This window comes from Kluyvera sp. 1366 (genome assembly GCF_054823405.1).
The window spans coordinates 1-13,095 of the sequence record NZ_JBTRDW010000006.1; the positions used below are offsets into that span (position 1 = coordinate 1).

General features: G+C 57.7%; 10 protein-coding genes. 2 read left to right on the forward strand and 8 right to left on the reverse strand.

All coding sequences use genetic code 11. The features are described from left to right. Window positions 1-22: 22 nt before the first annotated feature. The 5 genes from ACVLVH_RS14120 to ACVLVH_RS14140 form a co-directional block, all read right to left on the reverse strand. Entirely contained in the window at window positions 23-1,063 is a 1,041-nt protein-coding gene (locus ACVLVH_RS14120) for an oxidoreductase (protein WP_498949578.1), read from the reverse strand. 77 nt (window positions 1,064-1,140) lie between these two features. Continuing rightward, window positions 1,141-2,058: an arabinose operon transcriptional regulator AraC gene (gene araC, locus ACVLVH_RS14125; protein WP_498949579.1), complete on the reverse strand. Its 918-nt coding sequence runs from the start codon at window positions 2,056-2,058 to the stop codon at window positions 1,141-1,143. 67 nt (window positions 2,059-2,125) lie between these two features. Further along, a complete protein-coding gene (gene araH, locus ACVLVH_RS14130) occupies window positions 2,126-3,112 on the reverse strand; it encodes an L-arabinose ABC transporter permease AraH (protein WP_008110235.1) in 987 nt (328 codons plus the stop codon). Window positions 3,113-3,130: 18 nt separating this feature from the next. Beyond that, window positions 3,131-4,651 carry an L-arabinose ABC transporter ATP-binding protein AraG gene (araG, locus tag ACVLVH_RS14135; protein ID WP_192411919.1) on the reverse strand — a complete coding sequence of 507 codons (1,521 nt, stop codon included), beginning with the start codon at window positions 4,649-4,651 and terminating at the stop codon, window positions 3,131-3,133. A 174-nt stretch (window positions 4,652-4,825) separates the two neighbouring features. Continuing rightward, window positions 4,826-5,809: an arabinose ABC transporter substrate-binding protein gene (locus tag ACVLVH_RS14140; RefSeq protein WP_101764515.1), complete on the reverse strand. Its 984-nt coding sequence runs from the start codon at window positions 5,807-5,809 to the stop codon at window positions 4,826-4,828. Between the two features lie 365 nt (window positions 5,810-6,174). Between ACVLVH_RS14140 and ACVLVH_RS14145 the strand changes: the two genes are divergently transcribed. Both ACVLVH_RS14145 and araA read left to right on the forward strand, forming a co-directional pair. After that, on the forward strand, window positions 6,175-7,860 hold the full coding sequence (locus ACVLVH_RS14145; protein ID WP_101764516.1) for a ribulokinase: 1,686 nt from the start codon (window positions 6,175-6,177) through the stop codon (window positions 7,858-7,860). 12 nt (window positions 7,861-7,872) lie between these two features. Then, a complete protein-coding gene (gene araA / locus ACVLVH_RS14150; RefSeq protein WP_498949582.1) occupies window positions 7,873-9,375 on the forward strand; it encodes an L-arabinose isomerase in 1,503 nt (500 codons plus the stop codon). A 194-nt stretch (window positions 9,376-9,569) separates the two neighbouring features. On the opposite strand, the gene yjfF is transcribed toward araA, so the two are convergent. Genes yjfF through ACVLVH_RS14165 form a run of 3 tightly spaced genes read right to left on the reverse strand, consistent with a single transcriptional unit; the run spans window position 9,570 to window position 13,082 of the window. Then, window positions 9,570-10,556, reverse strand: a complete 987-nt coding sequence (yjfF, locus tag ACVLVH_RS14155) for a galactofuranose ABC transporter, permease protein YjfF (RefSeq protein WP_101764518.1) — start codon at window positions 10,554-10,556, stop codon at window positions 9,570-9,572. Next, window positions 10,553-11,569, reverse strand: a complete 1,017-nt coding sequence (ytfT, locus tag ACVLVH_RS14160; RefSeq protein WP_192411921.1) for a galactofuranose ABC transporter, ATP-binding protein YtfT — start codon at window positions 11,567-11,569, stop codon at window positions 10,553-10,555. Before ytfT ends, yjfF begins: the two co-directional genes overlap by 4 nt. Beyond that, complete coding sequence (locus tag ACVLVH_RS14165) at window positions 11,562-13,082, reverse strand: sugar ABC transporter ATP-binding protein (protein WP_192411922.1); 1,521 nt, start codon at window positions 13,080-13,082, stop codon at window positions 11,562-11,564. The genes ytfT and ACVLVH_RS14165 overlap by 8 nt, the downstream gene beginning before the upstream one ends. Window positions 13,083-13,095 lie beyond the last annotated feature (13 nt).

Here is a 13,095-nt window from a genome sequence, read left to right on the forward strand (position 1 = left end):
TCCTGGCGATCTTTTCACAGAATTAACGCAACGACAGGGTCTGACGCTTCTCGGCGGACTGCAAGCCCAGCTCGATCAACTCCATCACCTGAATCGCCTCTTCTGCCTGCACCGGATTCGCACCTGTGCCCGCAATCGCATCACGGATACCTGCGTAGTACGCCGGATAGTTACCTGGCAAGGTCAACAGCTCTTTCTCCACCATCACATCGCCTTCCGCCAGCGTCAGCGTGCCGTTGCGCATGTCGTAGCCCCAATCTTCCTGCGGCGGACGTTCACCCGCTTTCAGACGATCTTCCTGCGGATCCAGCCCGTATTTTACGTAGCTGCCGCGCGTGCCGTGCACCACAAAGCGCGCGGATTCCGCCGCCACCAGCATGCTGGCATGCAGCACCACGCGACGCGTAGGATAGGTCAACACCGCATGGAAGTAGTCGGTGGTTTGCGCGCCCGGACGCAGTTCCGCCATATCGACATTGATCGCGACCGGCGTGCCAAACAGCTGCAAAGCCTGATCCAGCACGTGCGGTCCGAGATCGAACCAAATGCCGCTGCCCGCGCCTTTCATTTCACGCCAGCGCTGACGCACTTCCGGACGGAAACGGTCAAAGTGGGATTCGAAGTAACGCACTTCGCCCAGCATACCGTCGTTCAGCAGGGATTTCAGCGTCAGGAAATCGCTGTCCCAACGGCGGTTATGGAACACCGACAGCAGCAGACCTTTGGCTTTAGCCAGCGCATCCAGCTCACGTGCTTGTGACAACGTCACGGTAAACGGCTTATCGACCACCACGTGTTTGCCGGCGTTGAGTGCCGCTTTGGCTAATGGGAAGTGGGTGTCATTCGGGGTCGGAATAACAATCAGTTGCAGTGTCGGGTCGTCCAGCAGCGCTTGTGGATCGGAAACCACCTGCACTGACGGCCAGTCAGCATGCACTTTGCTGGCATCGCTGCTTGAGATCGCCGCCAGCTCAACCTCCGGCGTACCGGCGATCAAGGGTGCATGAAAGGTTTTGCTGGCAAAACCGTAGCCGATTAGGCCGACACGTAATTTATCGCTCATTCTCATTCCTCTTGTTCGTTACCAGAATGATTTAAGACGAATCGATCTATAAGAACAAGGCGGAATCACCTGAAAACTCAGGAAATAGCACTCCGTGCGGAGTGCCAGCTCTCGTGCGCCACCAACGCATCCTGCGCATCCTGGCTGCGGCGGCGGAAGTCGCTGGGGCTGACGCCAACGCGTTTGCGGAACACGCGTGAGAAGTAAAGTTGGTCATCGTAGCCCACTTCACGCCCGACGGAAGCGATCGGTTCCTGAGTGGTTTGCAGCAGCAGTTTGGCGCGGATCACCCGCTGATCTTCGCGCCAGCGCAGCAGATTAATGCCCATTTGCTCGCGGAACAGATGCGCCAGCCGTGACGGCGACAGGCAAACATGGCGCGCCACTTCTTCAATCTTCACTTCACCCGCCAGATGATTGGTGACGTACTGGCAAGCTTCAATCACGCGCGGATCGCGGATCTGTTGATGGCTACGCGGATCCTCTTCCACCGCGCGCAGCAGCAAGCGCTCCAGCAGATTCATCGCCAGCTCTTCGGCGAAGCGACGTCCGGAGTTGTGGGTTTGCTCGATGCTGGCAAACAGGCGATCAAACTCGGCACGCTGCGCTTCTGACAAATGCAAGCGCCCCACGCCCTGGCTCTCATCCTGCCACTGCAACCAATCGGTCCAGTAAGCGCGCGGGCGGAAATAGACCCAGCGATGGAACCAGCACGGGCTGTCTGGCGCGCGGCCGTAATAGTGCGGGGTTTTCGGTTGAAACAGCAGCAGATCGCCCGGCTCGCAGTCGAAGGCAGATTCGCCATCAAACACGCGCCCCTGACCTTTAATGGTCAGATTAAGGATGTAGCCTTTCATGCCGTGCGGACGATCGATAAAGAAATCGAGTGCGTCATTGGCATTAATCGGCGTTAAGCCTGCCACCAGCCAGGCATTGAACGCATAGCCCGGCAATAAGGGATTCTGCTGCTCACTTGGGGGTTCGCGATGGTACATAATGCCCTCACTTTTCGGTTTCGCGGCGCTGAGCGTGCCCACTTTCCGACACGCTTAGCCTGGGTTATCAGGCGGCTTTACTTTTCTGTTTGTAGCGGTCAAAAATCACCGCCGCTAACAGTATCAAACCGCGCACTACATACTGTGAGAATGGCGAGATATTCAATAAATTCATCGCATTCTCAACCGTGCCCAGAATTAGCACGCCCGCCACTACATAGGAAATTTTGCCGATGCCGCCTTTCAGCGAGACGCCGCCCAGCACGCAAGCTGAAATCACAATCAGCTCGTATCCGAGCGAGGTCATGGGCTGGCCGCTGGTCATGCGCGACGCCAGAATGATGCCCGCCGCCGCCGACACTAAACCGGACAGAATGAAGATAATGATGCGCGTGCGTACCACCGGCACGCCGGCCAGACGCGCTGCTTCTTCATTGCCGCCAATCGCCAGCGTGTTGCGACCAAAGGTGGTTTTGTTCAGCAGGAAACCGAACAGCACCATGGTAGCGATGGTGAGCCAAATCGGTGCCGGCACGCCGAGCCAGTTGGCGTAACCGAGGGTAAAGAAGCGCTCGTCTTCAATCCCCACCGCTTTGCCGTCGGAGAAGATGTAAGCCAGGCCGCGCACAATCTGCATGGTGGCCAGCGTAGTGATCAGGGCGTTGATTTTCAGCCGCGCAATGACGAAGCCGTTGATAAAACCGGTGGCCATGCCGAGCAGCAAACCCGCTGCCACGCCAATCCACAGGCTTTCGGTCATGTTGATCACCACCGCGGTGACCACACCGGCGCAGGCAATCACCGACGCCACGGACAGATCAAAGTCGCCGGAAGCCAGGCAGAACAGCATGCCGCACGCCACCATGCCGGACATCGACATCGCCAGCCCGAGCCCTTTCATGTTGATGATAGAACCAAAGTTCGGCACGAAAATGGCACAAACGATAAACAGCAGTGCGAACACCACCAGCATGCCGAAGTTGTCCCAAATCCGCCCCAGTTGTAGCCCGTTGCGCTGCACCGGTGGCGTGTTGGAAGTGGTAGATGAAGCCATTATTGCTCTCCTTATACATCAGGCCACGGCGGCCGCTTGAGTGGTTTTCGGCATCGCCAGGCTCAGCGTCAGCTGCTCTGTGGCCGTATCGTGGGACAGTTCACCGGCAATGGAACCTTCACGCATCACCAGAATGCGGTCGGCTAATCCCATCACTTCCGGCAGATCGCTGGAGGCAAACAGCACCGCAATCCCCTTTTTCGCCAGTTGATAAATCAGGTTGTAGATTTCGTGTTTGGCACCGACGTCAATGCCGCGCGTCGGCTCATCGAGCAGGATCACGTTCATCTCTTCCGACAGCCAGCGGCCCAGAATCGCCTTCTGCTGGTTGCCTCCGGAAAGATTCATGATCAGCTGCTGCGGGCCTGGCGTTTTGATGTTGAGTGAACGAATGTGGATATCGGCGTTTTTCGCTTCCCAGCTCGGTTTGATCAGGCAACCAGCGGTGAGATTGTGGCGACGCGCGCTGATGTTGATGTTATCGCGCACCGAATGCACCGGAATGATGCCTTCAGATTTGCGATCTTCCGGGCACAGCATGATGCCGGCGCGGATGGCGTCGATCGGCTGGCGAATGTTGAGCTTTTTGCCATCCAGCGTCACGCTGCCGCCGCGCAATTTAGTGGCACCGAACAGCCCTTTCATCAGTTCACTGCGTCCCGCGCCCACTAAACCAAACAGGCCAACGATTTCACCGGCACGCACCGTCAACGAAATCGGCGTGCGCACGCCCTTTGCCTCCACCGCGTCCAGCTGCAGGCGCACCGGGCCCAGTTCACGCGGCGCGTAACCATAAATATCCCCCAGATTGCGCCCCACCATCGCCTGCACCAGATCATCGTGATGGGTGTTTTTCATGTCGGTGAAGGTGCGCACGTAGCGGCCATCTTTAAACACGGTGATGGCATCGCTCAGGGCAAAAATCTCCTCCATGCGATGCGACACGTACAACACGGTGCGGCCCTGCTCGCGTAGCTGACGGATGACGCGGAACAAGTGATCAATTTCGCGCGCCGACAGCGAGCTGGTCGGTTCGTCAAAAGCGATGATGCGTGCGTTACGCGCCAGCGCTTTGGCGATCTCCACCATCTGCCATTGGCCGAGCGACAGATATTTCAGCGGCATGTCCGGATCGATATCCATGCCAAGATTTTGCAGCTGCAAACCGGCTTCATAGCGCAGCAGTTTGCGATTCACCAGACCGCGCTTGTGCGGCAGCTGGCCGAGATAGATATTTTCCGCCACGCTCATTTCCGGCACCAGATGCAGTTCCTGGTAAATGATCGCCACGCCGGCATCCAGCGCATCCACGGTGGTGTTGAAACTCTTCGGCTGGCCTTTAATGCGGATCTCGCCGCCGCTGGGCTGGTAGCTACCGCTGAGGATCTTCAACAGCGTTGATTTACCGGCACCGTTCTCCCCCATCAGCGCGTGCACTTCGCCGGCACGGCAGCTGAATGAGATGTCCTGCAGCGCTTTCACGCCGGGAAAGGTTTTGCTGATGCCATGAAACGACAGAAAGGCTTGATCTATGTTCATGGTGACTCCTCTAAGCCTTCATGCTTCGCACTGTAACTGCGTTGGCTGCGTGAACTTACCCCGGTCACTTACAAAAGTAAGCTCCCGGGGATAAGTGCACTTGCCGCCTTGTTACAGCACGAATCATTTTGGCTAAACATTTAGATGGTGCTGCTCAAACAACGAACAACGTGATTACTTCAGCCCTTTCTTATCCAGCTCGGCTTTGAAGTTATCGCGGGTAATCAGCACCACATCGGTGACCTCGGTGAACTTCGGCGGCTCCTGATCTTTGGTCACCCAGTTGTAGAGCATCTCGCTGCTCTTATAACCGTGCACGTCCGGGCTTGGCAGCAGCGAACCGTAGAAACCGGTGGCGGATCCTTTCGACAGCTCACTCACCGCATCAACACCGTTAATGCCGATACCGATCACATCGGGCGCTTTAAAGCCCTGGCCTTCGGTGGCGCGAACGCCGCCCAGCACGGTGTTATCGTTCATGCCGAGAATCAGCCAGTGTTTCACTTCCGGATGCTGCACCAGCAGCGAGTTACCGGCGTCAAAGGCGCCTGGGATATCATTGGATTTGGTTGGCACCTGATAGATCTGCTTCTCCGGGAAACCGGCGGCTTTCAGCGCATCCATCGAACCGCTGGTGCGACGGCGTGCGGTGTCGAGTTCGTTGGCGGTGATGGCCATCACGCCGGTCTCTTTCACATCCCAGCCGCGTTTCTGCATCTCTTTATACAGTTCCTGCCCCTGACGCTCGCCGATCTTGGTTGCCGCCATCATCACCAATGGCACGGTATCCATCGGCTTGCCTTTGGCGGTCACGAACTGATCATCGACGGCAATCACTTTCAGACCGTAACCGCGCGCTTTGGCGACAATCGCGGAGCCGAGTTTCGGATCTGGCGTACAGATGACGAAGCCTTTCGCGCCGCTGGCGGCCAGGCTGTCGATGGCGTTGAGGGTTTTCTCACCGTCGGGCACGGCAATTTTGATCACTTCAAAGCCGAGATCCTTGCCGGCTTTATCCGCGAATTTCCATTCGGTCTGGAACCAGGGTTCCTCCGGTTGTTTAACGAGGAAACCGAGTTTCATGGTCTCGGCGATAGCGGATTGTGACATAACCGCAGCGAGACCTAGCGCCGCCAGCGTTTTAGTGAATTTATGCATGATGCTCTCCGGCATAATGTTGTTTTAGGCTGTTATTAACCAATCGGTGTAAACGCTACCAATTAAACCATTCTGTGGGGTACAGCTAAAAATCAGCGCGTTAGCGCAAAGGTTGTACAAAGGCTGCGCAAACGCTGGGCTAGTTGTAGCGGGAATGGACAGGAAAAATGTAGAGCGGTATCACATCCCAAAACGATGACAAAATCCTCCATATATTCAGCAAATTTAACCGGTCGTTAACTTTTGCAGTGGATCACACATCCCCGCCGATGGCAGAAAAGTGCATATTCTCAGCGACTGATGACTAACCGCTTCTGCTGCCCCATTCCAGGATAGAGCCAGATAACTCACACAGGAGAATCCCAATGGGTGCTGGCGCCATAACAATTGGGCTGGATTTTGGCAGTGACTCGGTGCGTGCGCTGGCCGTGGACTGTCACAGTGGTAAAGAGCTGGAAAAAGCGGTGGTCAACTATGCACGCTGGGCCAACGGCGAATTTTGCGATGCGCACGCCAACCGCTTTCGTCACCATCCGCAGGACTATATCGATGCGTTAGAACAGGCGATTGTCACCGTGGTTAACGCCTTAACGCCTGAACAGCGCGCCGCCGTAGTGGGGATTGGCGTGGATTCCACCGGCTCGACGCCTGCGCCCATCGATCGTGATGGCAACGTGCTGGCGCTGCGCCCGGAATTCGCCACCAACCCCAACGCGATGTTCGTGCTGTGGAAAGATCACACCGCGATTGAAGAAGCCGAAGAGATCAATCAGCTGTGTCGTAGCGGTCGTTTCAACGACTACACCCGCTATATTGGCGGCGTCTATTCGTCGGAGTGGTTCTGGGCCAAGATACTGCACGTGTCACGCGCCGATGCTGCGGTACGTGAAGCGGCAGTGTCTTGGGTGGAACTGTGCGATTGGGTGCCCGCGCTCCTCAGCGGCACTACCGCACCCGCGCAGCTGCGTCGTGGACGCTGTGCCGCCGGGCACAAATCACTGTGGCATCCGGAGTGGCAAGGTTTGCCGCCGGCTGACTTCTTCCGCGCGCTCGATCCTCTGTTGGTCGAGCAGCTTGATTCCCCCTTGTTCGCAGACACCTGGACCGCCGATGTGCCGGTGGGCACGCTCAGCAGCGAATGGGCGCAGCGCCTCGGCTTATCGCAACAGGTGATTCTTTCGGGTGGCGCGTTTGACTGCCACATGGGCGCGGTTGGTGCCGGTGCGCAGCCTTACACGCTGGTAAAAGTGATTGGCACCTCAACCTGCGACATTCTGATTGCCGACAGCGACACCGTTGGCGACCGCGCCATCAAAGGCATCTGCGGCCAGGTGGATGGCAGCGTGGTGCCGGGCGCGATTGGCTGCGAAGCCGGTCAGTCAGCGTTTGGCGATATTTATGCCTGGTTCAGCCGCCTGCTTGGCTGGCCACTGCAGCAGGCGGCGCAGCACCATCCGGAGCTGCAACCGCAGTTAGCCGCGCTGCAAAAAGATCTGATCCGCAACCTCACCGAAGCCTGGGCGGCCAATCCGCAACTCGATCATCTGCCGGTGGTGCTCGACTGGTTCAACGGCCGCCGTACGCCAGACGCCAATCAGCGCTTGAAAGGTGTGATCACCGATCTCAATCTCGGCACCGATGCGCCCGCGCTGTTTGGTGGCTTGATCGCCGCCACCGCGTTTGGCGCACGCGCCATCATGGAGTGTTTCGAACAGCAGCAGATTCCGGTGCAGAGCATCCTGACGCTCGGGGGCATCGCCCGTAAATCCCCTGCCATCATGCAGGCGTGCTGCGACGTCATGAACCGTCCGCTGGATATCGTCGCCTCTGACGAATGCTGTGCGCTCGGTGCGGCCATTTTTGCCGCCGTGGCCGCGGGCGTGTATGCCAATGTGCCTGCCGCCCAGCAGGTAATGGCCAGTCCGATTGATGTGACGCTGCAACCCAACGCCGCGCGCGTGGTGGTTTATCAGCAACTTTATCAACGTTATCAAAACTGGTGCCAGGCTGCTGAACCGCAGTACGCCGCGCGCACCGCATCCGCTCAGTAAAGGAGAGATTTAATGGGACAGCACAACGCACAACAGGTGTGGTTTGTTATTGGTACGCAGCACCTTTACGGCGCGGAAACCTTGCGTCAGGTGGAACAGCACGCCCGCCAGGTGATGGACGGATTGAATCAGGCCGGCACCTTGCCGGTGTCGCTGGTACTGAAGCCGCTGGTTAAATCACCAGACGAAGCGCTGGCATTGTGCCGCGACGCTAACCACGATAATCAGTGTGTCGGCATCATTACCTGGCTGCACACCTTCTCGCCGGCCAAGATGTGGATTGGTGGCCTGAGCATTCTGAATAAGCCGCTGCTGCAATTCCATACCCAGTTCAACGCGGAGATTCCGTGGGACAGCATGGATATGGACTTTATGAACCTTAACCAAACCGCGCACGGCGGCCGCGAGTTCGGCTTTATCGGCGCGCGCATGGGTTTGCAACACAGCGTGGTTACCGGTCACTGGCAGGATAAAGCCAGCCAGCAGCGCATCGGACGCTGGATCAATGCCGCGCTGGCAAAACAGGCCAGCCAGCAGCTGAAAGTGGCGCGCTTCGGCGACAACATGCGCGAAGTGGCGGTGACCGAAGGCGATAAAGTCGCGGCGCAGATTCAGTTTGGTTACTCCGTGAATGGCTGGGGCGTGGGCGATTTGGTCGAGGTGGTGAATAGCGTCAGCGATGGCGACGTCAACGCGCTGATCGATGAATACGAAAGCCAATATCGCTTCACCAATGCCGCCGCCGTCAATGGCGACAAACGTCAAAACGTACTGGATGCGGCACGCATTGAGCTGGGTCTGAAACGTTTCCTCGAAGCCGAGGGCTGCAAAGCCTTTACCACCAACTTCCAGACTTTGCACGGCATGACGCAACTGCCCGGTTTGGCGGTGCAGCGCTTGATGGGCCAGGGCTATGGATTTGCCGGTGAAGGCGACTGGAAAACCGCCGCGCTGCTGCACATTCTCAAGATCCAGGCAGGCACACGCGCGGGCGGTACTTCCTTTATGGAGGATTACACCTATCACTTCTCACCGGGCAATGATTTGGTGCTGGGCTCGCACATGCTGGAAGTGTGCCCGTCCATCGCCAAAGAGGAGAAGCCGCTGATTGATGTGCAGTTCCTCGGCATTGGCGACAAAGCCGATCCGGCGCGCATGATCTTCTCCACGCCGGCCGGACGCGCGGTGAATGCCAGCGTCATCGATCTGGGCGATCGTTTCCGTTTGCTGGTGAATGTGGTGGATGCGATCGAACAGCCCAAACCGCTGCCAAAATTGCCGGTGGCCCGTGCGCTGTGGCGTGCCCAGCCGTCGCTGGCCACCGCATCAGAAGCCTGGATTCTGGCCGGCGGCGCGCACCACACGGTGTTCAGCCAGGCGCTGGATCTGGATGATATGTATCTGTACGGCGAGCTGAATGGCATTGAAGTGCTGGTGATTGATGAGGAGACGCGCTTACCGGCATTTAAAGATGCGCTGCGCTGGAATGAGGCGTATTACCGCCTGGCACGTTGATTTCGTCCTCTGCGATATTCCCCTCATCCTAACCTTCTCCCGCAAGCGGGAGAAGGAACCGTTTTATAAACGCTGTCACTCCGAACTCAACGTATGCTTTTGCTTCAGGAAAGAGTGCTGCTTATCGCTGCACCGGCGGCTCCCTCTCCCGCGCGCGGGAGAGGGTTGGGGTGAGGGAAAGGCGGGTGAAGAAGTTAGGAGGTCAAACGCTTAACAGGTGCGTTCTGCTGGCGATCCCACATCACGGTGAGCAGGCGTTGCAGCGCGATAAACGCAAACAGCAGAATGCCGATGGCGATCTTGGTCCACCATGAACTCAAGGTGCCGTCGAAGTTAATCCAGGTCTGAATCAATCCCTGAATCAACACGCCGAACAGCGTGCCCAACACTGTGCCCACGCCGCCAGACAACAAGGTGCCGCCAATCACCACCGAGGCAATCGCGTCCAGTTCCACACCCAATCCCGCTAGCGCATAGCCTGCCGAGGTATAAATGGAGAACACAATGCCCGCTAATGTCGCCAGCGTGGTCGACAACATATAAATCCTGATGGTGGTCGCGCGCGTAGACACGCCCATCAACTGCGCCGAAGTCAGGCTACCGCCAATCGCATACACCTGATTACCAAAGCGCGTACGGTGCGCCAGAATAATCCCGCCGAGTACCACCACCAGCATAATCAGCGCCAGCAAACTCAGGCGTCCGCCGCCAGGGATCTTCCACGCCAGACTCGACAGCGTGGTATAGAGCGGATGATCGATAGGAATCGAATTCTCCGACACCAGATAGCTGCAGCCGCGCAGGAAAAACATCCCCGCCAGCGTAATGATAAATGCCGGGATTTTCAGCGCATCGATCAGCCAGCCCATCATCGCGCCAAACAGCGCGCCCATCGCCAGCACCAGCGCAAACGCCAGAAGCGGATCGAGATGATAATCACCAATCACCCGTGCCAGGAACACGCCGCTAAAGGCAATCACCGCGCCCACCGACAGATCAATGCCGCCGGACAAAATCACGAACGTCATCCCCACGGCGATAATGCCGAGGAAAGCGTTATCGGTGAGGATATTGCAGATCACGCGCGTTGAAGCGAAGCCGGGAAATTGGCTCAGGCAAAACAGATAACCCGCCACAAACACCAGCAGCGTGATCATCAAGGGCAGATGACGTTTCATCATTTCGGGCGTCTCCGTTTCAACATGGCAATAAAGCGTGGCGACTGCAGCAGCAATACGCACATCACCACCACCGCTTTCACCACCTGATTGAGTTCAGGCTGGAAGCCGGACAGCAAAATACCGGTATTCATCGACTGAATAATCAACGCGCCAATCAGTGAGAGCACCAGATTGAAGCGCCCGCCCATCAGCGAAGCACCGCCAATCACCACCGCTAAAATGGCATCCAGCTCCAGCCACAAACCGGCGTTATTGGCATCGGCACCGCGAATATCCGCGGCGACGATCATGCCTGCCACCGCCGCGCACATGCCGCTAATCACATAGGTCGACATCACCACCAGCCAGCCATTCACACCGGCATTGCGCGCCGCGCGCAGGTTGATACCGACCGCTTCGATAAACAGTCCGAGCGCGGTTTTGCGCGTCAGCAGCCACACCACGAGCGCCACCAGCAGCGTAATCCATACCGGCACCGGCAGCAGCCACAGCGAACCGCTACCAAACCACGCCAGGCTATCGCTGTTGAAGGTAACGATTTGGCCCTGTGTAATCAGCTGCGCCACGCCGCGTCCCGCCACCATTAAAATCAAAGTGGCGACAAACGGCTGAATTTTTAGTAGCGCCACCAAAATGCCATTCCATAAACCGCAGGCCAGGCCGGTACCGAGCGTCGCCAGAATGATGAACGCCAAACTATGCCCCGCCACCGTCAAGGTCGCCGCCGTTGCGCCGGCAATCGCCATCACCGCGCCCACCGACAGATCGATGCCGCCGGTGGCAATCACCAGCGTCATGCCAATCGCCAGCAGCGCCACCGGCGCGGCGCGATTGAGGATATCAATCGGGCTGCCGAACAAACGGCCATCCTGAATGTGAATGGCAAAAAAGTTATTCGCCACCAGGCTATCCACCAGCAGTACCAGAATCAGCGCCACAATCTGCGGCATGCCAGGCGGCAGCTTCGGCTTACGCCGTTCGGGTTTGTCATGTGTCATAGGGGATTCAAGCATGTTGTGCTCCTCCATCGGCGATGGCGTTGACGATCGCGGCCACCGACAGCTGCTCCAGCGGGATTTCGGCCACCTGCTTCAAATCGCGCATGATCAACACGCGATCGGCATAGCCCACCAGTTCTTCGAGTTCAGAGGAGATAACCAGCAGCGCCAATCCGTCGGCGCACAGGGTTTCAATTAAGCGAATGATTTCGGCATGCGCGCCGACATCGATGCCGCGCGTTGGCTCGTCGAGGATCAGAAATTGCGGTTTGGTCACCAGCCAGCGCGAAAGCAGCACCTTCTGCTGATTGCCGCCGGACAACAGCTCAACCGGCTGATCGGCATGCGGCGTGCGAATGCCGAGGCTCTTGATAAAGCGCTCGGCGATCTCCTGCTGCTCACGACGCTTGATCGGTCGCAGCCAGCCGCGCTGCGCCTGCAGCGCCAGAATGATATTTTCGCGCACCGACGCGCCACCAATGATGCCGTCGGTTTTACGATCTTCCGGACAGAAACCCATACCGAGGCGCGAAGCCTTGGCGGGCGTGCGGATGTTCTGCACTTTGCCCTTGATGGTCGCGGTGCCACGATCCGCCCGGCGAATGCCGAACAGCACTTCGGCGGTTTCGGTACGGCCTGAACCGAGCAGTCCGGCCAGTCCCACCACTTCACCCGGACGCACCTGCAGGTTGAACGGTTCAATGGTGCCCTTCTTGCCATAATCTTCAAATGACACCACCGGCTGATTGCTGCGCAGCGTGCTGCCCTGACGCTGCAAAGCGGTTTCCAGCAGCTCGCGTCCCAGCATCAACTTGATCAGTTCAATCTGCGGCAGCGTGGCGGTATCGCGCGTGGCAATAAACTGGCCGTTACGCAGCACGGTGATGCGATCGGTAATGCGGTAAACCTGGTCGAGAAAATGGGTAACAAAAATCAGGCTCATCCCTTTGGCTTTTAGCTGCGCCATCAGGGTAAACAGCATTTCGACTTCATTGGCATCGAGGCTGGCGGTCGGTTCATCAAGGATCAGCACCTGCGCGGAGAGATCGACCGCGCGGCAAATCGCAATGATCTGCTGCATCGCCACCGAGTAATGCCCCAGCGGACGCGTTACGTCGAGTACAAAGCCGTAGTTGCGCATCAGCGCATCGGCGTCGCGCACCATGCGCTTGCGATCAATCATGCCGAAGCTACGCGGCTCGCGGCCAATGTACAAATTATCCGCCACCGACATATTCGGCAGCAGATTCACTTCCTGATAAACCGTGCCAATGCCCATCTCCTGTGCATCAGCGGTGTTGTGCGGCGTAATCGCCTTGCCGTTCAGGGTTACCGTGCCGGCATCGCGGGTATACACGCCGGTCAGAACTTTAATCAGCGTGGATTTGCCCGCGCCGTTTTCGCCCAGCAACGCCATGATCTCGCCCTTGCGGATGCTGAACGAGACATTATCCAGCGCCTTCACGCCGGGAAATCCTTTGCTGACGCCGCTAATGGTCAGCAGTGCGGTTTCATCGGAGGTGCTCATCAGGTTCTACCTC

Coding starts and splice junctions, on each gene's coding strand:
- ACVLVH_RS14120 (WP_498949578.1), bottom strand. CDS start 1,063: ATGAGCGATAAATTACGTGTCGGCCTAATCGGCTACGGTTTTGCCAGC.
- araC (WP_498949579.1), bottom strand. CDS start 2,058: ATGTACCATCGCGAACCCCCAAGTGAGCAGCAGAATCCCTTATTGCCG.
- araH (WP_008110235.1), bottom strand. CDS start 3,112: ATGGCTTCATCTACCACTTCCAACACGCCACCGGTGCAGCGCAACGGG.
- araG (WP_192411919.1), bottom strand. CDS start 4,651: ATGAACATAGATCAAGCCTTTCTGTCGTTTCATGGCATCAGCAAAACC.
- ACVLVH_RS14140 (WP_101764515.1), bottom strand. CDS start 5,809: ATGCATAAATTCACTAAAACGCTGGCGGCGCTAGGTCTCGCTGCGGTT.
- ACVLVH_RS14145 (WP_101764516.1), top strand. CDS start 6,175: ATGGGTGCTGGCGCCATAACAATTGGGCTGGATTTTGGCAGTGACTCG.
- araA (WP_498949582.1), top strand. CDS start 7,873: ATGGGACAGCACAACGCACAACAGGTGTGGTTTGTTATTGGTACGCAG.
- yjfF (WP_101764518.1), bottom strand. CDS start 10,556: ATGATGAAACGTCATCTGCCCTTGATGATCACGCTGCTGGTGTTTGTG.
- ytfT (WP_192411921.1), bottom strand. CDS start 11,569: ATGCTTGAATCCCCTATGACACATGACAAACCCGAACGGCGTAAGCCG.
- ACVLVH_RS14165 (WP_192411922.1), bottom strand. CDS start 13,082: ATGAGCACCTCCGATGAAACCGCACTGCTGACCATTAGCGGCGTCAGC.